19 protein-coding genes are annotated in these 19728 nt (G+C 43.3%); 17 read left to right on the top strand and 2 right to left on the bottom strand.

Going from position 1 to position 19728, the window contains the following annotated elements; translation table 11 throughout:
• Nucleotides 1-3 precede the first annotated feature (3 nt).
• From D6853_RS05765 to D6853_RS05750, 4 genes are all read left to right on the top strand, one after another.
• Nucleotides 4-282: a hypothetical protein gene (locus D6853_RS05765; RefSeq protein WP_120657093.1), complete on the top strand. Its 279-nt coding sequence runs from the start codon at nucleotides 4-6 to the stop codon at nucleotides 280-282.
• A 287-nt stretch (nucleotides 283-569) separates the two neighbouring features.
• Entirely contained in the window at nucleotides 570-1601 is a 1032-nt protein-coding gene (locus D6853_RS05760) for a hypothetical protein (protein ID WP_120657092.1), read from the top strand.
• A 79-nt stretch (nucleotides 1602-1680) separates the two neighbouring features.
• Nucleotides 1681-2583: a PhzF family isomerase gene (locus D6853_RS05755; RefSeq protein WP_120657091.1), complete on the top strand. Its 903-nt coding sequence runs from the start codon at nucleotides 1681-1683 to the stop codon at nucleotides 2581-2583.
• A 233-nt stretch (nucleotides 2584-2816) separates the two neighbouring features.
• Nucleotides 2817-4124: an ATP-binding protein gene (locus D6853_RS05750; protein WP_120657090.1), complete on the top strand. Its 1308-nt coding sequence runs from the start codon at nucleotides 2817-2819 to the stop codon at nucleotides 4122-4124.
• 28 nt (nucleotides 4125-4152) lie between these two features.
• Here D6853_RS05750 and D6853_RS05745 read toward each other — a convergent pair whose 3' ends face one another.
• Nucleotides 4153-4692 carry a QueT transporter family protein gene (locus tag D6853_RS05745; protein WP_120657089.1) on the bottom strand — a complete coding sequence of 180 codons (540 nt, stop codon included), beginning with the start codon at nucleotides 4690-4692 and terminating at the stop codon, nucleotides 4153-4155.
• Nucleotides 4693-4850: 158 nt separating this feature from the next.
• Between D6853_RS05745 and truA the strand changes: the two genes are divergently transcribed.
• From truA to D6853_RS05700, 9 genes are all read left to right on the top strand, one after another.
• A complete protein-coding gene (gene truA / locus D6853_RS05740; protein WP_120657088.1) occupies nucleotides 4851-5603 on the top strand; it encodes a tRNA pseudouridine(38-40) synthase TruA in 753 nt (250 codons plus the stop codon).
• Between the two features lie 154 nt (nucleotides 5604-5757).
• A complete protein-coding gene (locus D6853_RS05735; RefSeq protein ID WP_120657087.1) occupies nucleotides 5758-7368 on the top strand; it encodes a DUF5722 domain-containing protein in 1611 nt (536 codons plus the stop codon).
• Between the two features lie 62 nt (nucleotides 7369-7430).
• On the top strand, nucleotides 7431-9302 hold the full coding sequence (locus tag D6853_RS05730) for an ArnT family glycosyltransferase (protein ID WP_120657086.1): 1872 nt from the start codon (nucleotides 7431-7433) through the stop codon (nucleotides 9300-9302).
• A gap of 267 nt (nucleotides 9303-9569) precedes the next feature.
• Nucleotides 9570-10064 (top strand): hypothetical protein, encoded by a 495-nt coding sequence (locus D6853_RS05725; protein WP_120657085.1) that lies wholly within the window; start codon nucleotides 9570-9572, stop codon nucleotides 10062-10064.
• Between the two features lie 44 nt (nucleotides 10065-10108).
• Entirely contained in the window at nucleotides 10109-10639 is a 531-nt protein-coding gene (locus D6853_RS05720; protein WP_120657084.1) for a hypothetical protein, read from the top strand.
• Between the two features lie 7 nt (nucleotides 10640-10646).
• Complete coding sequence (locus D6853_RS05715) at nucleotides 10647-11195, top strand: hypothetical protein (RefSeq protein ID WP_207667206.1); 549 nt, start codon at nucleotides 10647-10649, stop codon at nucleotides 11193-11195.
• A gap of 28 nt (nucleotides 11196-11223) precedes the next feature.
• Complete coding sequence (locus tag D6853_RS05710; RefSeq protein WP_120657082.1) at nucleotides 11224-11862, top strand: DUF2625 family protein; 639 nt, start codon at nucleotides 11224-11226, stop codon at nucleotides 11860-11862.
• Complete coding sequence (locus D6853_RS05705; protein WP_120657081.1) at nucleotides 11852-12265, top strand: hypothetical protein; 414 nt, start codon at nucleotides 11852-11854, stop codon at nucleotides 12263-12265. The genes D6853_RS05710 and D6853_RS05705 overlap by 11 nt, the downstream gene beginning before the upstream one ends.
• Before the next feature lie 18 nt (nucleotides 12266-12283).
• Nucleotides 12284-12619 (top strand): hypothetical protein, encoded by a 336-nt coding sequence (locus tag D6853_RS05700; RefSeq protein ID WP_120657080.1) that lies wholly within the window; start codon nucleotides 12284-12286, stop codon nucleotides 12617-12619.
• Between the two features lie 240 nt (nucleotides 12620-12859).
• On the opposite strand, the gene abc-f is transcribed toward D6853_RS05700, so the two are convergent.
• Nucleotides 12860-14860 (bottom strand): ribosomal protection-like ABC-F family protein, encoded by a 2001-nt coding sequence (abc-f, locus tag D6853_RS05695; RefSeq protein ID WP_120657079.1) that lies wholly within the window; start codon nucleotides 14858-14860, stop codon nucleotides 12860-12862.
• A 166-nt stretch (nucleotides 14861-15026) separates the two neighbouring features.
• On the opposite strand from abc-f, the gene D6853_RS05690 reads away from it, so the two are divergent.
• From D6853_RS05690 to hflC, 4 genes are all read left to right on the top strand, one after another.
• Nucleotides 15027-15659: a CPBP family intramembrane glutamic endopeptidase gene (locus tag D6853_RS05690; protein ID WP_120657078.1), complete on the top strand. Its 633-nt coding sequence runs from the start codon at nucleotides 15027-15029 to the stop codon at nucleotides 15657-15659.
• A 52-nt stretch (nucleotides 15660-15711) separates the two neighbouring features.
• Complete coding sequence (locus D6853_RS05685) at nucleotides 15712-17070, top strand: NCS2 family permease (protein WP_330541615.1); 1359 nt, start codon at nucleotides 15712-15714, stop codon at nucleotides 17068-17070.
• Between the two features lie 251 nt (nucleotides 17071-17321).
• A complete protein-coding gene (hflK, locus tag D6853_RS05680) occupies nucleotides 17322-18239 on the top strand; it encodes an FtsH protease activity modulator HflK (RefSeq protein ID WP_120657077.1) in 918 nt (305 codons plus the stop codon).
• Between the two features lie 10 nt (nucleotides 18240-18249).
• Nucleotides 18250-19134: a protease modulator HflC gene (gene hflC / locus D6853_RS05675; RefSeq protein WP_120657076.1), complete on the top strand. Its 885-nt coding sequence runs from the start codon at nucleotides 18250-18252 to the stop codon at nucleotides 19132-19134.
• Nucleotides 19135-19728 lie beyond the last annotated feature (594 nt).

Raw genomic sequence — 19728 nt, 5'->3', positions numbered from 1 at the left:
GGATTGAAGGATGATATAGAAAGACGAAAGCTTATACGTCAGAAGATGCAGACTGTTGATCTTGAAGTGGAATATGGCAGAATACAGGAAGCCAATGCTGTTAGGGAAAAGATATCACAGCTGCTTCAGGACACAGAATACAAGTCTATGACAGATAATATAGTAAAGTTCTTTTCTGATAATAAGAAAGAGTCTTCGAAGAAGTTATACACAGGAACGCTTCATGAGTTCGGTTTAAAGAATGGTATGGCAATCTATAGGCTTTTGAAGGATGTTGTTTAAAAACTGTACAGCAGCTAAGCGTTAGATGCGCTTGGCTGTTTTCTTTTTCTTATATGGATATGCCGGATAAGGCTAAGTGATATAAGAGATAAATAAAGTAAAGATCCTATGATTTTTGCAGGAAGAATTGCAAAAGTCATAGGACTTTTGTTATAGTTTTTGCAAAAGTGATAGGACTTTTGGAGGGGCTATGTACAGAGATATATTAAAAGATTTGGAGAAATAGATAATTACATTTAGGGACGGGGATATTGGACTATACCATAGATATAGGAGGAAAGAAATTTATGAAGAATAAACTTATCAGTGGATTTGGAATATTATTAGGTGCCGCGGTATTTGCGACGGGATGCGGAGATACTTCCCTTGGAGAGGGCATTGAGATTGAGGATATTGCGCCAAGCGAGGATTCCGTGGAGCAGGAGGCTGTGACGGAGAGTGTTTCGGGGGAAGCGGCTGCCGAGGTGGAGAGCTCCTCTGAGAAAAGTGCCGGGGCCGAGAGCTCTTTTGCCGAAGGGGCGAAGGGAGAGGCAGGATATGATCGCAGCTTCTTGAAGGAGAAGGGCGGCGTTTACACTTACAGTCTGACGGACCCGGAACTTATTGCGAAGTATGATGAGCTTTATGCGGATGCTTTTGTGAGTGTGGTTAAGTCCTACAAGGAAGTTGCGGAGTTCAAGGATCAAAGTTATGATGATACGCAGTCGGCGGTTGTGGGAGATCTTTTGTACAAGGGCACTGAGGAAAACAGTGTTATGAATACAGGATCATACTATGAGATGGATTATGGATTCGATCTCAATAATGTTGGTTATACATATGTTGATCTGGACAGTGATGGGACTTATGAGATTATTTTTGGGGTTTTGAAGCCTAAGTATGATGATTGGGGTGTGGATTGTTTTGAAAGGGCATTTGCACTGGTAGACGGCAAGGTGGTGAAGTTCTGCGAAGGAGGCAGCAGGGATCTACACTGGCTTGGCAATGATGGATATATTTATGAGACCGGAAGCTGTGGAGCAGCAAATTGGGGAACGTGGCGTTTGCACTTTAATAGCTCAGCTTTGCCGAAGGAGGATATGGATTGGGGAAGTAACGGCTTTACAGACGATGAGTTCTTGGGGATGTGGGGCGAGCCCGGTTCGGTGCACATAGTTGGGCCGATAGAGGATTTGGACAAAGCGGCTGCAATCCCGGAGAACCAGTTGGCCGAAGGAGAATGGGAAGCTCTGAATGAAGAGTGGGAGTCAAGGCGCGTCAAGATCGAATGGCTTACGCTTTCGGATTATCTTAAGGAGCATAAGGAATTATTGGGGTGATTTAACGCTGATTTTATAAAAATCATCAATTCCAGCTGGTTATCCCCTAAATTATATATCATATTTGGAGGCTGAAAGTATGAAAAAATACAGAATTTACCAGGTTGATTCATTTACTAGGACCTGTTTTCATGGAAATCCTGCGGGAGTTGTTCCGGATGCCGACGGGCTTTCGGAGGAGCAGATGCAGAGGATAGCGCGGGAGCTGAATAATTCTGAGACTGCGTTTATTTTTAAGTCGGACTCGTCTGATTATGACGTTGAGGTACTCTTTTTTACGCCGACGACGGAGGTGCCGATTTGCGGCCACGCCACGGTTGCGGCGCACTATGTCTATGCTCTGGAGAATAAGTTCAATAGCAGGCGCGTTCGCCAGAAAACAAAAGCCGGCATACTGCCGGTGGATGTGATAAAGAAGGAAGATGGCTATTCGATTGTCATGACTCAGGGAGCACCTGATGTTTCCGAGGATCTGGGAGACGATGTGAGAAGCCGTATCGCCGATGCGCTGGGCGTTTCCGTCGGCGACATTTGCAAAGAATATCCGATTGCCATTTCTTCAACGGGACATTCCAAGGTGATGGTTCCCATTTATTCCAATGAGCTGCTTCACAGTTTGAAGCCCAATCTGCAGAAGCTGACTGATATAAGTGCGGACATCGGCTGCAACGGTTATTATGTTTTCACGTTGAATCCCGGTGAGGACGTGCTCGTCCACGGAAGGATGTTTGCGCCGGCAATAGGTATCGCGGAAGATCCGGTGACCGGAAATGCCAACGGCCCGCTGGGCGCCTACCTGGCACATTACAACATCCTGCAGAACCCGGCAGAACAGTTTTTTGACTTTACTATTATGCAGGGAGAAGCAATCAAAAGAGACGGAACAATGCGTGTTCATGTCGAAAAAGAAAACGACAAGCCGGTTCTTGTGCAGATTACCGGCGACGCGGTTGTTGCTTTTTCTGCTGAGATTGAGGTATGAGGCGTCCTTCATAGTGAAATAAGAAAATCACTTTCAATATGTTTGCAAAGCTGAAAGCTTGAAATTTCAAGGCTTTCAGCTTTTATATTTGCTCATTTTATGGTATAATATTCCAAAATGTTGATGAATAATACATTTTTCCATTCCAAAATGTTGATAGACAATACATTTTGCTACCCCAAAATGTTGACGAGATACATTTAGCGGCGACAAAACCGCTGAAAGAGGTGAGCATGTTAAAGAGAAAAATCACTGAACAACTGAAAAGCTGGGTTATGAGTAAGAATAAGAAATGTCTGGTAGTCATGGGAGCGAGGCAGACCGGGAAAACATACGCCATAGAAAGGTTTGCGGAAGAAAACTATGAAGATTTTGTGGAGATAAATTTTAAAGAAACTCCATCAGCTGCAGAGGTGTTCTCGGGAGACTTAACAGTTGAGAACATGATCATGGCGCTTCGTTTTCGCTATCCCGAAAAGAAGATCGCTCCCGGAAAGACACTGTTATTTTTGGATGAGATCCAGGAATGTGAAGAAGCTATTACATCGTTGAAATTCTGGGCCAATGATAATACATATGATGTGATTTCTTCGGGATCGCTTCTGGGGATTGATTATAAGAGGGCATCTTCATATCCCGTCGGGTATGTTGATTATCTTACAATGTACGGATTGGATTTCGAGGAGTTTCTTTGGGCAATGGGGATTACCGAGGATATGATTGATTCAATTCGTGGTTATCTCACCAAGAAGGAGATAGTCCCAGACGCAATCAACAAGCAGATGATGGCATATTTTAGGAAATACATTGCTATCGGAGGAATGCCGGAAGCTGTACAGAAATATATAGATACAAAAGATTTTAGAGAAGTGGATACTGTGCAGAGGAATCTTTTGCAGGGATATCAATATGATATTGCGCACTATGCTAATGCTGAAGAGAAAGTGAAAGCGGAGAAATGTTATCTCACTTTGTCTAAACAATTACTGGATAAAGAGAATCACAAATTCCAATACAAAGAGATCGAGAACGGAGCCAGGGCACAGAAATATTACTCGAGCATAGAGTGGCTTCTTAGAGCAGATATGATCCACATTTGTAAACTTGTTTCTGACGTGAGATATGATCTTGAAGATTACGCAAGAGAAGATTTTTTTAGAGCATATACCACAGATCTGTCGTTGCTTATTTCGATGAAAGATTATTCTCTCAAGCAGCATATAGTTGAAAATACGTTTAGCGGAAACACGAAAGGTGGATTGTATGAATGCGCAATCGCGGATGCGTTACATAAGAAGGGGTATGCGCTGTACTTTTACAAAAATGAATCCACCAAAAAAGAGTTGGATTTTATTATTCAAGTAGACGGAGCTGTTGTTCCGATTGAAGTAAAGAGCGGGAATGCTCGAGCCAATTCTCTTAAATCCATTATAAAAAAGGATAAAAATATAACTTACGGATACAAATTCATTGACGGAAACATAGGAGTTGCTGACGACGGAACCATAACTTTGCCTTTATACATGGCTGCATTTATATAAGAGAAGCGGCCTTTGTCGCGGCCGCGGGTCACATCCCTCCGAATATGGCGCTTTTTCTTTTGTCTAATGCAAATAAAAGAAGCATGCCGAGGGCTTCGCAGGAGATGAGCTCGCCGATGAAGACTGTGAGCATGATGAGCGGGATGATCGTTTCGCTGCCGTAGACGAATTTGATGACGAAAGGAACGATCAGTGTGTTGGCTACGATGGGCGGAACGGGGCTGAGCCATGCCTTGATCTTGCTTGTTGCGTAGAAGCCGGGAGTGCCGGGCTTTTTGAGACCGTGGGCGATGTAGTAGGTGCCGAGTGCGCCGAGGAGTGTCGCTATAGAGCCAAACACTGTGTCGAGGGGCATGCAGCCTGTGGTTATGTTTCCGATAATGCATCCGACGAAAAGTCCCGGGATTGCCGCGGGTGTGAAGTAAGGCAGGATCGTAAGTGCCTCAGAGAAGCGGATCTGGATTGCGCCGCTTGCAAGACCGAGTGCGTTTGCGATCTGCGTCAAAACTACATAGATAGCTGCGATCACCGCAGCCTGAGTGATGTAAAGTACGCTTTTGTTATTCATGATTGTCTCCTTTAGTTTTGTTTAGTGTCAGGAAGGTCTCGAACTGACATATTTCTCAAAGCGAAGAAAGTTTACCATGTATATTGCGATTTGTCTACAAATAAGGCATAGGTCATGGTAAACTGTTTTTATGTTTGTGTTTAGATAAAGGAAAGATTATGAAGAGAAATTATAAGTTTATTATTAGCTACGACGGGACTAGGTTTTACGGTTGGGAGAGACAGCCGGGAAAAGATATGACGATTCAGGGGAAGTTAGAATCAGTCCTTAGAAAGATGACGAACATTCCGGACGATGAGACTTTTAACATCATTGGTGCGGGTAGGACGGACGCGGGCGTTCACGCGAGGGCGATGACTGCCAATGCGGTGCTTGATACGGACATGACGGAGGACGAGATCCAAAGCTACATGAACACTTATCTTCCGGATGATATCAGCGTCAATGAGGTCAGGGTCTGCTCCGACAGATTCCATGCAAGGTACAATGCGCTCGGAAAGACTTACAGATATACATGTTGGTACGGCGCGTCAAAGCCTGTTTTTGACAGGAAGTATGTGACGATACTTGAGCAAAGGCCCGACGCGGACAAGATGAGAGAGGCGGCTAAGCACCTCATCGGAACGCATGATTTCAAGAGCTTTTGCGGCAATAACAAGATGAAGAAGTCGACGGTCAGGTGCGTTGACAACATCAAGATAGAAGAGAGCGGCAATTATATAAGGTTCTATTTTCACGGAAACGGATTTTTGCAGAACATGGTCCGCATTTTGACGGGTACTCTTTTGGAAGTCGGCTATGGCAACATCACTCCGTATAGGACAAAAGAGATCCTGGAGGCATGCAACAGACAGGAAGCCGGCCCGACAGCGCCTCCGATGGGACTTTGCCTTATGAAGGTGGATTATTGAAATGTAAACATTATATTAATTCTTGTACATATTTGTTGATTTATTTAGGCTTCATATTTAAAATGGTGTAGGTGCCAAAACCAAATTTTGACACCTATATATTTTTGCTCATGTCGCGAAATGCGATAAATATTAAATTTTAGAGGGGTCTTTTATGACAAAGAAAATCTTTTCAACACTTTGTGGCATTGCGTTAAGTGCATTGCTTATTGGTGGCTTTTCTCCTTTTGCGATCGATGCAAAGGCGGCAGGCTTAGGACAGGTAAATGTAGGTTCAGCACAGATTTCGGGTGAAAAAGTTATAGTAACCGCATCAGCTCAGGAACTTCCTGACAGTGACGATGGTAAGTTCTATCTTTTTGCGGAAAAAGTATATCAGCCGGGCCCTGCGGGTTCACCTGTGGCTTCGGTTCCAATGGGAACACAGGTGCAGTTCTCTTTTAACCTTGAGAACAAGACAACTTCATGCCATTTATACGACAAGTTCCAGGTGGCCGTTCTTCAGGGCGGAGCTTTTGTTCCTGTTTCCGGAGTGCGCTACATCTCCAATCCCGAGGTACTGGCGGTAGGATCACCTGCAAGAAAGAATAACGGTAAAAAGGGCCTTATCCTTGACGGCGCCAAGATTGGTAACGGCAACACAGAGGCTTCTCAGCTTGGAGTTCAGCAGGCTGCTTACAACATCAATCTTGAGGACGTTATCGGTGGAAACGGGGGCGTTGTTTTCGAGTATAACGGAAAGACATACAACTACGATTCCGCATATCTTAGTCAGTATGACCATGCGATAAGAACAAGTACTCAGCAGGGTATGGGTGTTACGATAGTTCTTTTGAACCCGGCAGTGCCCGGCGAGGAATTCATGATCTCACCTTTCTCAAGAGGCGGAAGCGGTAATTATTACATGATGAACACTTCTGATGATGTGGGACTTGAGAACCTCGAGGCTGTTGTGACTTATCTTGCTTACAGATATAACGGTCAGAACGGTTTCGGACAGGTCGACAACTGGGTTGTCGGTAACGAGGTCAACGCCAAGAATATCTGGAATCACACCAATGTTTCCGATGAGGCGCAGTACGCGCAGCTTTACGCTGATGCGCTTAGAGTTTGCTACACTGCGATCCGCAGTAAGAACGCCAATGCTTATGTTTGCGCAAGTTTTGACCAGAACTGGACAGCAATCAACAATCCTTCATATTTCTCGGCAAGAAGCATGCTTGAGGTTATGAACGGTATCATTACTTCTCAGGGTAACTTTGACTGGGCGCTCGCTGAGCATCCTTACAATTATCCTATGAACTGGACAAGCTTCTGGACACCAAAGAGCGAGAAGGCTGCGGCTATGATCCAGCATACGATCGATACTCCTTATCTTTCTATGGAAAACATCGAGCAGCTTACCGACTTCATGTGCCAGCCCGGAATGAGAAACACAAAGGGCGCGGTAAGGCCGATTCTTTTGACAGAGGTTGGATACTCATCAACGCAGGGCGACGAGGCTCAGGCTGCAGCGATTGTTTACGCTTATCAAAGAGCGGCTACCAATCGTTACATAAATATGATAGTCTTTAATAGACAGACGGATTATCCCGTTGAGGTTGCGCAGGGATTGTCGGTTGGACTTACAGGTCAGGACGGCACGAGAAAGCTTGCGTTCGAGTTCTATCAGCAGATGAACGGCGCCAACGCGGGCGCGTATGTTCAGCGCTCGGCAGCCATCATGGGAATTCCGGATTGGAATGCGGCAATGAATGCCAGATGATAGCGGAGATTATCGTTTGATCGGCGTGGATCCGGTATGAATGATAAGCGTTGGGAAAAAATATGAGAATAATTGACATATACAATTGTATAGCTACGGCTGCCTGCGCCTTTATGGGCGCGGCAGCTTTTATCGTGCATAAAAAAAGAAGTGGCAATGGCATTGGTTTTTTGAACAAGGCTAAGCCTTCCGGCGAACGAAGTGAGAGCAGAAGTTCCTTGTCAAATAGGACGACATATATTATCCTCGCTCTTATCCTCGTCATCGCATCCTTCTTAAGACTTTTTAAACTCGGAAGCATACCGCTGGGACTTGCACCCGACGAGGCTTCCATCGGTTATGATGCGTATGCTATCGCAAAGTTCGGTATCGACCGCAACGGCTACGCATATCCCGTATATCCCATCACTTGGGGACCCGGCGGCGGAAGCCCGCTTCTTATCTATCTCAATGTGCTTTCAATTAAACTGTTCGGAACGGGCATCGTTAAACTCCGCATGATTCCTGCAATCTGCGGCATCCTGACGGTTGCTTTGTTTTTCTTTATTTTAAAAGAATTTACGGCTAAAAGAGCTTACTCAAACGAGATCAGTCTTTTCGGAACCGCTTTTCTTGCGGTATGCCCGTGGCACGTGATCCTTTCCAGATGGACGCTTGACAGCAATATTATGCCGTTTACGCTTGGACTTGCTGTTTATCTTTTTATGCTCGGAATAAAAAGAAACAGCACGTTGTTCTACTGTTTGAGCGCCGGCATGTACTCAATATGCATGTACAGCTACGGTTCGGCAACGATTGTTGTTCCGCTGCACTTACTTTTAATCTGCATTATTTGCCTTAGAAAAAAGGTTTTGAATATCAAGCAGCTAATTGCTTCGGGCGTTACTTTCATGGTCGTTTTTGCGCCGTTATTTGTCTTTTACGCGGTAAATTACCTTGGACTTCCCGAGATCATAACGGAGCATTTTTGTATCAATAAATTCACGGCATCAAGAACCGGAGAGGTGTTCCTAACACCGGGGACCGGCTTCTTTGGTCAGCTCATTGAGAATGCAAAGACTCTTTTGATCGCGCTTACGATAGGAGACAGGCATGAGATGCTTTGCCATTTCTATCCCGGCTACTGGATGCTCTATGTGTTCACGTTCCCGATCGTGTTTATTGGAATCGCTATCGGGGTAAAAAAATTGTTTGCACGCGGCGAGAAAGATACAGGAGATGGCAGCACGGCTGAGGATGCCGATGTAGTCGATGGCGACGTCAATGTTTCATACGCTATGAACGCCGTTTGGTCAACGCTTTTGATTTCATGCTTTGTCATGGCGATCGCGATCAAAGCGGACGCCAGCAGAATGGTAATGATGTACCTTCCGCTTATCTTTTATTTTGTAAAGGGAGCGGAGTATATATACAAGAACGTACGCAAGTGCTTTTATGCCCTGTGCGTAGTTGTGCTTCTTGCCGCGATTTCTTTTTCAAAAGATTATTTTACCGACTTTACGAATAAAGCGGCGGACGTATTTATGCCCGGCTACGGAGATGCGATGGTAAGAGCCTATGAGATCGCAGGAGATGATAGAACCGTATACTCAACTTACGACGGCCTTTCTTCGCCGTTCATGCTCGCACTTTACTATACGAATTATTCACCCGTGGACTTCCACAACACCGTTGTTTACAAAGATCCCGAAGATGAATTCAGAGTGGCCGCAAGCTACGGCAATTTCGTATTCGGACTCCCCGAAGATGTGCTCGCGGTCGTTTCGGACGACGAGTCCGCGGATGCAGGCACCGAGGTCGGAGCAGATGTTATTGAAGCAAACTACGGCGACGATATCTTTGTTCTTAGCATCGCGGAAAAAGATGCACTCGGCGACCTTCCAAATGGCTATAATGCCGAGCAGGTTGGCGGGTATGTGATCGTGTATAAGTAAATATGACGTATGCTTGTTTAAGACTGTGTGCATTGCACATGAATACCAGGTAATATACATTACCATGGCCCTGATGGAGAGAAGTATATTTTTGATGTAATTACCGGAGCTTTGTATATATATAAGACTGGTGAAAAAGCCGCACCCGCTATACAAAGAATGTTACAGGATCCAGAAGTGCAACGTGCAATTGACAGGGGATTAAGGCTTTTGGGTGAACAACCTTTTTTTCATTAGAAGAATTGCAACGGAGGAGACAAAAATAAAATGATAAAGTATAACCATCTAATGCAAGACAAAATAGAAAAAATCATAGAAAATGAAAGTAATCTTAGGATAAAAGGAGAATTATCAGTCCTTTGGCCTGATTTTTATGAGGTGCAAGGTTTTTATCTGATGAGAAAAGGAGATGAGGAAAAAATAACTAATCTCAATCCGGAAAGAATATTGGATTTACATTATTCTGCTACTGTATATGAGGCAGGATGCAGTGAATTGAGAATTCAAGATTATTTCGATGATTTAGATGAATTAAGCATGTTAAAACTTGCATTTATTATTTCTGAAATGTGGGAAAGTAAATTAAAGACATCTTTTCCTAACGAAGAATTCCATATCATTATAGATGATTCTGAAGGTGATATTTCTCTGAGGTTTCACAAATTTCATGAAGGTGAAGAGAGCTGGCTCGATGAAGATAATCTTGAAGAGTATAAAAGCGCGATATTAGTCAGGATTGTACAATGTGGAATTTCTGAATAGCTATAAAAACAATATATGAATCGCTAATATGGGAATGATTTTTTATGATAATAATGAACACGCGCATGCAAGAAGAATACTTAAAAATAAAGGATATGGATAATACCTTTGATTTTACTGGAAAGCTTTCTGTGATCAATCCAACTATATATAAAGTTCAAGATGGTATTTTTTTGAAAATTGATGATCGAGAAAGGGAATCTGAAGAAACGTTAGATTATTATGATTATGATGAATTATCTGAATTTGAATGGGGGCAGAGCGAATTTTTGATTGGAAGTTATTTCGATGGAATAACCTATGAACAAAGTTTGAGATTAGCATTTGATATCGTTGAACTTTGGGGATATAAATTTCATGCATTATTTCCGGATGAAGAGTTTCATATTATTATAAGCGTCAGTACTATTGCTGACACAGATGTGAAAACAGTTAGGATAATGTATTACACCTACAGAGGCGAGGATAGTTTTCATTACGAATTGGATTCTTTAGATGATTATGTAAATAGTGCAATTATGGTAAATGTTGTCGAAGCAGATGAAGACTACTACGGAAATGAAGAAATAGAATAGGTTGATGATGAAAGAATTATTAAAAAAAGAAATAATTGATAGCATTAAAACATGGACAGATACTGATATTTATGCTGTATCGTTGTTCGTTTATGATGATGGTGACAATCCCTCGAAACCCACAGTTACACTTGGATATAATACAGAAAGTAGGATTACTCAAAAGGATTCAGGAGTATCTGATATAGAATTCAGATGGAACTATGCGTATTGGTTACAAAATGAAGAGCTTAGATTTGGCTTTGATGATACGGCTGAAATAGTGAAAAATTGGATTATAGATCAGGGGCTTGAATATCATGAGAATCTTGATTATGAATATACAGAAGAGGCTGAAGAAAATGATGAAGAGATCACTGAATCGTTCATTAAACTTTTGATATATGTTGTAAAAGAAATACATGAAGAGAAGGTTCTTACTGCTAAATTTGGAAAAGAGCTTCCAATCCTTATCCATGAACTTGAATATTATGACGAGATAGCAGAGCAGAATATTGAAGCTAATGGAGAAGAGCTGGTAAAAGACTTTATCGCTTTTATTGATTGGATGAAATAATAGAAGACGTGGAATTGCAGGACTGACTATGGCTAATTGGCAAGAGATAATGACATTCATCGGAGAAAGTAATAGGGATGTAAAACTGCTCGAAGGAGATGAAAAGACCGGTAGAGAAGAATGTTTTGATTTAAATATCCCTGAGAAATCACTGCTATATGAGATTGTATGCAACACCGGCGGGATCGTTATAGACGACTGGATCCGGATATTTGGTCAAACAAAGGATAATATCGGAATAAGTCATTACAACAAGGAATTTGGAGCTTCTCATGAAATGACCGGATTATTTGTTGTTGCATCCGATATTGTCGGAGGATTGTTTGCTATCAATATAAATAGATTTGAAGATGAGGCAAACAGTATCTGGTATTTTGCACCGGACACTCTTGAGTGGGAATGCCTTGAAATGAAGTACAGTGAGTTCTTTTCTTGGGCATTGCAAGGAAACATAGATGAATTTTATGAAACTATGAGATGGAACGGTTGGAAAAAAGACGCTAAAGAAGTAGGCTTTGACCAAGGGATATTGATATATCCGTTCTTATGGGCAAATGAGTGCATCATTGATAATGCCGATAAGAAAGCAGTTCCGTTTGATGAACTGGTCGCTTTGAATTTTGAGAACGAGAAAAGATTATTTGAGGATATTTACGATGAGAAATAAACCAAACCTATTTATTATCACAGTTTTATTACTGTCCGTAATTTTATCCGGCTGTACCTTTTCCTCCGCTGGTGGTGCGGACTTTGAGGAAAGGTATGCGGCGGCTAAGGAGAAGTACGATAAGTATTTGCAAGGACCGGTGAGCGGTCAGGAAGTGCTTTCTTTGATCGATAACTGGGATGAGACTGATTTTGAGATGACTGTGGAAGATTTAGAAGGCGGTAGATTTTGCGTGAGTGATATAGATAAAAGCAATACCGCGTATAAATATTGGGATGAAGAATCAAAGTACTACATAGATCCAGGAGCTTATTATGAAGCCAGTTTTGTTATATATGAGTCTCCGAGAAAAAAGAATGATAAGGATATTGAAGAATTGTATTTTTCTTTAGTCAAAGAATAAGGATAATAAGTAATTGATATGGGAAAATATAAATACGAACAGAATACTATATTTATAAATGATAAAGCTATTTCGTTTAATGAAAAAATAGAAGAAGTTATGGAGTTCGATAGAAGGATTATAGTAATGACAGAATATACTAAAGATAATCCAACCAATAATCTATATTGTTATGATAATTATGGGGATTATAATTGGAATATTGAAGATATTATTGATACGCTGCCCCCGCAAACCGTAGTATCAATTGGAAAGGTGAATGATAATTGCTTGGAAGTTGTAACTTTTTTTGGTCTGAGTATTATGATTGATATTAATAATGGGCAAGTATTGGAAAAAATGGTCACAAAATAAATGCAAAGTGATGTTAGAAGCTGGGAGGCTGATTGGAATAAGATTTTACAAGATATTAAATTACGGATTCCGGATAAATATTTACAAGCTAAAGGGTGGATTTAACAGTGAATAGCTGGAATGAAGGCAAAATGGGAAAGATTGATCATAATATATAATAGACAATTGGCAGTTTGAATATGTCAGCAATACCGGATATATTCAAACTGCTAATGTGTAATGATATATGAATAGTATGTTTTAAGCCATGCTCGATAGCTCTTCCCACTCATCATAGAGTGCGGAGAGCTTTTCTTGTATTTCGGTTTGTTCGTCGGTGAGCTTGCGGAGCTTTGCGAGGTCGGTGCCGATTGAAGGATCGGAGAGGGCCTCGGTGATCTCGCTGTCTCTGGCTTCGAACTTTGCGATTTCGTCCTCGCATTTCTTAAGAGCGGCTTCAAGCTTCTTTCTTCTTGCTTTGTCCTCTTTTTGAGCTTTGTAGTCATCGCTTCCGGAGCTTCCGGTATTTCCTGACGAAGCAGAAGAAGCACCGGTAGCAGCTGCCGAAGCGCCTGCTGCGCACGGAGCAGAAGGAGATGTGGAACTTCCGATAGCTCCGGAGCCTGTTTCAGTTGTTCCGAACGTGTTCTGCATCTTTTCTTCGACGTGCTCGATGTAGTAGTCGTAGTTTCCGATGTAATTGACCATGCTCTTGCGTGTAAGGTCAAGAATCCTGGTCGCAGTCTTATTTATGAAATATCTGTCGTGGCTTACGTACAGCACGGTTCCCTCGTAGCCTGAGATCGCCGACTCAAGGATCTCTTTACTCGTGATATCCAAGTGGTTCGTCGGCTCGTCGAGGATGAGGAAGTTTGCGTCGGAGAGCATGAGCTTTGCAAGGCTGACGCGGCCTTTCTCACCTCCCGAGAGGTCACCGATTCTTTTGAATACGTCATCTCCGGTAAAAAGAAATGCCGCGAGCGTGTTTCTTATCTCGGTATTGTTGAGCGTCGGATAAGCATCCTGAAGCTCGTCAAACAAAGTCTTGCTGTCATTAAGAACGTGGTGCTCCTGATCGTAGTAGCCGATCTCGACCTTGGTGCCGAGCGTGATCTTGCCGCTGTCGATGCTCTCAAGGCCGTTTATCATCTTAAGGAGAGTCGTCTTACCCGTTCCGTTGTCACCGATTATCGCAACGTGCTCACCCTTTTTTATCTCAAAATTAATTCCGGAAAAGAGCTCCTGACTTCCGAAAGACTTCGAAAGATTCACGGCTTCCAGAACGTCTTTTCCGCTCTCGCAAGAGGGCTTAAGCGTGATCTTCATGGAATCGTCAATCGTCATGGGCTTATCCAGACGAACCGTCTTTTCCAGCATCTTTTCACGGCTCTCGGCGCGCTTAATTGACTTCTCGCGGTTGAAAGACTTTAGCTTTGCGATAACTTCTTCCTGGTGCTTGATCTCTTGCTGCTGCTTCATGTATGCGCTCCACTGCGCCAGTCTCTTTTGCTCTTTCTTGACCGAATAGGCGCTGTAGTTGCCGACAAAGCTTGAAACAAGCGTGTTCTCGACCTCGATCACCTTTCCGACGATCTTATCAAGGAAATATCTGTCGTGCGAGACGATAAGCACGGCACCTTTATAGTTCAAAAGATAATTCTCAAGCCATCTGATCGATGTCATATCCAGATGGTTTGTGGGCTCGTCGAGGATAATGAGATCGGGGCTCTCGAGAAGAAGCTTACCGAGGGCCACTCTTGTCTTTTGACCTCCCGAAAGGGTAGAGATCTTTTTATCAAGCTCGTCCTCTGTAAAACCAAGGCCCTTCGCAACGCCCGTAACTTCGCTTTGCCACGCATAGCCCGACATTCTCTGGAACTGCTCGTTCATGAATGTGTATCTGTCCATGAGGCGAGTGAGCTCATCGCCCGTAACGAGCTTCATCTCTTCCTCGGCGGCTCTGATGTTTTCCTCGAGCTCGATGACATGTTTTTTGACCTCAACAAGCTCTTCGAAAATCGTGTTCTCGGTCTGAACGTTCTGGTTCTGCGCAAGATACCCCCAGGTCACATCCTTGGAAAAAGTCACATCGCCGCTGTCTGCGGAGAGCTCTCCGATTATTATCTTAAGAAGAGTTGTCTTTCCCGCGCCGTTGATTCCGACAATCGCAGCCTTCTCGTTGTTTTCTATATGAAAAGATGCATCTTTTAAAATATCTTTTCCGTCAAAAGATTTATTTATGTTGTGTACTGATAAAATCATAATTAATCTCCAAAATTACATTTCGCAACAACACATTTTAGCATGAGAGGGGAGATATGTAAAAGTGTGAATGAAAAATGAATTGACCTCTATAATCAATGAATTTATAATTATTGAGTGTGGTTATTTACCAAATTGAGAGAAGTTTGTGTTGAAGGAGTTTATTTTGAACCGTTTATATATACCGCTGCTATGGGAATTGGCACTGGTCATAGCCACTATTGTGGTGCCCAAGCAAGCTTTTAATTTATTCTTTTTATTCTATTTGGGGCTGCTTATCTATTTTTATTTCATTCACAAGCAGTTCTCTTTTAGAAAGATGCGCAGTCATTTCGGAAAGATAAAGACTTTCTGGCTACCTGTATTACTTACGTTTGCCGGTTTGTTCGGCGCAGGTAAGCTTAAAGATTTTATCACGATGACTTTTTCCTATGATATCGACGACCATGTGATCAACATTATCGTCGAGAATGATCTTGTACCTACTTTAGTATACGCATTCATGATGATTATTATGAAGCCCGTTGCTGAGGAGTTTTTCTACAGAAGGGCCTTAATCTCTTTTGACAATAAGAAAAAGACGGCGATCCTTACGGTTGTCAGTCTGTTGCTCTGTTCAATTGCAAGAGCACACGGCTGGTTGGGGATTGCAGAGTGGATGCTTATGGCTCTGCCCGTTACGATCGCATATCTTTTGACAAGGAACGTCTATGTCACGGTTATGGCACACGTTCTCTTTGAGTTATATGACAACGCTTATGAGGTGGCTTACGTAGTCGGCAGGATCCTGTACAGGTGACGCGGCTTTTGTAAAAGATAATAGTCATATCTAACAAAGGAGAAGAAAAAGTATGTTGGAAAAGTTATTCAAACTCAAAGAACATGACACCACGGTCAAGAGAGAGATTCTTGCCGGTGCCACAACATTCCTTACAATGGCTTACATTCTGGCCGTTAACCCTAACATCCTGGGTACTGTAATGAATGCAAACGGTGTATTTGTCGCTACGGCACTTGCATCAGCCATCGCTACTTTTATCATGGCATTCCTTGCAAACTATCCTATCGGATTGTCAGCTGGACTCGGACTTAATGCTTACTTCGCTTACACCGTATGCTTAGGCGAACTTGCAAATGAGGCAGAGCCCTTCAGGATCGCTCTTACAGCGGTATTTGTGGAAGGTCTTATCTTTATTGTCCTTTCATTCTTCAAATTCCGTGAGCAGATCATCAATAGTATTCCCCAGAATCTTAAATTCGGTATCTCAGCAGGTATCGGACTTTTCATCGCATTCATCGGAATGCAGAATGCACGTATCATCATTGCTAACGACGCTACAGTAGTTGGTCTCGGAAGCTTCACTGATCTCGACATGGTACTTGCTCTTATTGGTCTTGTACTTATCGCAGCACTTGTTCACTACAATGTACGAGGTGGCGTTCTTATCGGAATCATCGTTATCTGGGTTGTTGGTATGATCCTTCAGGCTGCAGGCATTTATGTACCTGCTGAAGGAACAAGCCTTTTCCCTGATTTCTCAAGAGGACTTCAGCTCGGAGCAATCTCAGAGACAGCATTCAAGCTTAACTTCGGATGGGCAGCAAGCCATATCATTCAGTTCCTTGCTATCACATTCAGCTTCCTCTATGTAGATCTCTTTGACACAGTAGGAACAGTAGTAGGTGTTGCCGACAAGGCAGGCCTTCTTGATAAGGACGGCAACCTTCCCAGAGTTGGTCAGGTATTCCTTGCTGACGCTGTAGGAACAACATCAGGTGCCCTCCTCGGTACTTCAACAGTAACAAGCTTTGTAGAGTCAAGCGCAGGTGTTGCAGCCGGCGGTAGAACAGGTCTTACAGCTCTTACAACAGGTGTTCTTTTCCTTGTATCACTTGTACTTAGCCCTCTGTTCCTTGCTATTCCTTCATTTGCAACAGCTCCCGCACTTATCTATGTTGGTATGCTCATGCTCATGAGTATCACAAAGGTTAAGTTCGACGGTGACATCGCTGATTCTGTAGGAGCATACCTTGCGGTAGTTATGATGCCTCTTGCATATTCAATCGCTACAGGAATTATGTTTGCGGTTCTTGCATGGGTTATCCTCAAGGTTGTTTCCAAGAAAGCTAAGGAAGTAAGCCCTATCATGTGGGTTGTATTTGTACTCTTCGCACTGAGAGTTATAGCATTGATCACGAACTTCCAATAATGGATTTATAAAAAGATAAATGATGTCGGCGTGTGTTTCGGCGCACGCCGATTTTTTATATGATATAGGTGTCGAAAGTCATAAATGCGTACATGCTTGCATGTTAAGCATTTTGACTTTATGACCCTAACAAATATGAGGAAGTAGCATGATAATGCGGATTCCGAATATTTGCAGAATTGCGAAAATGACGTAAGTCATGGAGCAATTCGTATATCATATTATTAATTACTATAAAAGGGAGGACTTTTATGAGAAAGCAATCGCTTAAGATAAATCCTAAGACGATACTTGCAGGAATAGTTGCATTGTTCATTCTTCTTGTTATCAGTCAGGGATTTTATCAGGTAAAAGAGCAGGAGCAGGCGATCCTGACTATGTTCGGAAAGGTAGTAAGAGTAGATACCGCCGGACTTTATTTCAAGGTTCCTTTCATCCAGAGTTCACATCTTATCGATATGACAACTCACGGAATCGGAATCGGTTACACGATCAAAGACGGTCAGAACATCACGGTTGATGACGAAGGTGTTATGATCACGTCTGATTTTAATTTTGTTGATATCGATTTTTATCTTGAATACAAGGTAAGCGACCCCGTTGCCGCTTATTACAACAGTGAAGAGCCCGAGCTTATCATGAAGAACATGGCTCTTGCATGCATCAGAAATACTGTTGTCAACTATCCTGTTGATGACGTTATCACAACAGCTAAGGGTCAGATTCAGGCTGAGGTAAAAGAGAAGCTTCAGAATGAACTTACCGAAAAGAAGATCGGCCTTATGGTAGTCAATCTCTCTGTTCAGGACGCTGAGCCGCCCACGGAGGAAATTGTTCAGGCGTTTAAGTCTGTAGAAACTGCCAAGCAGGGAAAAGAGACTGCTATAAACAATGCCAAGAAGTATCAGAGCGAAGAGCTTCCCAAGGCAGAGGCTACAGCCGATAAGATAATTCAGGACGCCGAGGCTAAGAAGCAGTCAAGAATTGCCGAGGCCGAAGGTCAGGTTGCAAGATTTAACGAGATGTATGAGCAGTACAAGTTACAGCCTTATATCACCAAGAAGAGACTTTTCTACGAAGCAATGGAGGACGTTCTCCCTGAACTTAAGGTTATAATCACGGACGGACAGACTCAGCAGATGCTTCCGCTTGAAAGTTTTAGTGATTGAGGAGGTTAACATGGTAAATAAAAAAGGTGTATTTACAGGATTATTAGTATTTATTGTGCTGGCACTGCTTATAGTATTTGGCTCAGCCACATTTATAGTTCATCAAAATGAATATGTAACTGTCAGAAGATTCGGTAAGATCATCGCAATTGCAGACGATCCGGGACTTCATTTCAAGACTCCTTTTATTGATGACGCTCAGACAATAAGCGCCAAGGCGGTTCTTTATGATATCCCCGCTTCAGACGTTATCACCAAGGATAAAAAGTCTATGATCACAGATACATACGTTATCTGGAGAGTTACGGAGCCGCTTAAATACGTTCAGACTCTTAACGCTCTTACAGCAAGAGCCGAGGAAAGAATCGAGGCATCCGTATACAATGCGACCAAGAATGCAATCTCTTCTATGACTCAGGACGAAGTTATTGAGGCAAGAGGCGAGACGCTCACCAAGCTTATATCCGAAGAAGCCAACAATGATATGGCAGGTTACGGAATCACAATTGTTCAGGCACAGATTAAGGCTCTCGATCTTCCTGATGATAACAAGCAGGCTGTATATGAGCGTATGATCTCAGAGCGAAACAACATCGCTGCTTCATACACTGCTCAAGGTGATGCCGAGGCTCAGAAGATTCACAATGAGACTGACAAGGAAGTTGCCATTGTAAAGGCTCAGGCTGAGAAGGATGCAGCCAAGCTCATCGCAGAAGGTGAGTCATCATACATGGAAACTCTTTCCAAGGCATATGATACCGAGGAAAAAGCAGAGTTCTACAGTTACATCAGAGGACTTGATGCCATCAAGGCTTCGATGACCGGCGACAAGACAATTGTTCTTGATAAGAATTCTGAGCTCGCCAAGATCCTATATGGCAAGTTTAATGATTAAATAGAAAATGAAGTGGCAGCGGAATGTCCGGGCTTTGCCCGGACCCATCCTCGCCGGAAGCAGGGGTGCAAGCAAATTGCTTGCGCCCCTTTTTGCGTAGGATAATCTTTGCCGCGCGGTAAAGGGCTTTCGCGGCATAAATCCTCGCGCCGGCAGCGCTCCGGTTTATTCCACGGTCCCTTGACTTCGCGGTTTACGCTGGGCGGAGGGCGCGGCGGTGGGGAAGTGACTGATGATAGATGGGGGACGCGGCAAATTAAGGCTGTGTACCGCCAGAGAAAGAAGTTTGCTCTGTAGGCGGTGCGAAAGATGGGATGTGCACCGCCCGGGAAGAAAAAGTGCGCGTGAGGCGGTGCGAAAGATGGGATGTGCACCGCCCGGGAAGAAAAAGTGCGCGTGAGGCGGTGCGAAAGATGGGATGTGCACCGCCCGGGAAGAAAAAGTGCGCGTGAGGCGGTGCGAAAGATGGGATGTGCACCGCCCGGAAAGAAAAAGTGCGCGTGAGGCGGTGCGAAAGATGGGATGTGCACCGCCTGAGAGAAAAAAGTTGCGCAGTAGGCGGTGCTGGGGCAAGTGTGTTTACGGGTTGAGAGG

Source organism: Butyrivibrio sp. X503 (assembly GCF_003625475.1).
Classification (GTDB): domain Bacteria; phylum Bacillota; class Clostridia; order Lachnospirales; family Lachnospiraceae; genus Butyrivibrio.
The sequence above is the reverse complement of the archived record's forward strand: the minus strand, read 5'-3'. Positions and strand labels throughout refer to the sequence as shown.

Coding starts and splice junctions, on each gene's coding strand:
- D6853_RS05735 (WP_120657087.1), top strand. CDS start 5,758: ATGACAAAGAAAATCTTTTCAACACTTTGTGGCATTGCGTTAAGTGCA.
- D6853_RS05705 (WP_120657081.1), top strand. CDS start 11,852: ATGAGAAATAAACCAAACCTATTTATTATCACAGTTTTATTACTGTCC.
- D6853_RS05730 (WP_120657086.1), top strand. CDS start 7,431: ATGAGAATAATTGACATATACAATTGTATAGCTACGGCTGCCTGCGCC.
- D6853_RS05685 (WP_330541615.1), top strand. CDS start 15,712: ATGTTGGAAAAGTTATTCAAACTCAAAGAACATGACACCACGGTCAAG.
- D6853_RS05745 (WP_120657089.1), bottom strand. CDS start 4,692: ATGAATAACAAAAGCGTACTTTACATCACTCAGGCTGCGGTGATCGCA.
- hflK (WP_120657077.1), top strand. CDS start 17,322: ATGAGAAAGCAATCGCTTAAGATAAATCCTAAGACGATACTTGCAGGA.
- D6853_RS05750 (WP_120657090.1), top strand. CDS start 2,817: ATGTTAAAGAGAAAAATCACTGAACAACTGAAAAGCTGGGTTATGAGT.
- D6853_RS05755 (WP_120657091.1), top strand. CDS start 1,681: ATGAAAAAATACAGAATTTACCAGGTTGATTCATTTACTAGGACCTGT.
- D6853_RS05725 (WP_120657085.1), top strand. CDS start 9,570: ATGATAAAGTATAACCATCTAATGCAAGACAAAATAGAAAAAATCATA.
- D6853_RS05720 (WP_120657084.1), top strand. CDS start 10,109: ATGATAATAATGAACACGCGCATGCAAGAAGAATACTTAAAAATAAAG.
- D6853_RS05715 (WP_207667206.1), top strand. CDS start 10,647: ATGAAAGAATTATTAAAAAAAGAAATAATTGATAGCATTAAAACATGG.
- truA (WP_120657088.1), top strand. CDS start 4,851: ATGAAGAGAAATTATAAGTTTATTATTAGCTACGACGGGACTAGGTTT.
- abc-f (WP_120657079.1), bottom strand. CDS start 14,860: ATGATTTTATCAGTACACAACATAAATAAATCTTTTGACGGAAAAGAT.
- D6853_RS05710 (WP_120657082.1), top strand. CDS start 11,224: ATGGCTAATTGGCAAGAGATAATGACATTCATCGGAGAAAGTAATAGG.
- D6853_RS05700 (WP_120657080.1), top strand. CDS start 12,284: ATGGGAAAATATAAATACGAACAGAATACTATATTTATAAATGATAAA.
- hflC (WP_120657076.1), top strand. CDS start 18,250: ATGGTAAATAAAAAAGGTGTATTTACAGGATTATTAGTATTTATTGTG.
- D6853_RS05760 (WP_120657092.1), top strand. CDS start 570: ATGAAGAATAAACTTATCAGTGGATTTGGAATATTATTAGGTGCCGCG.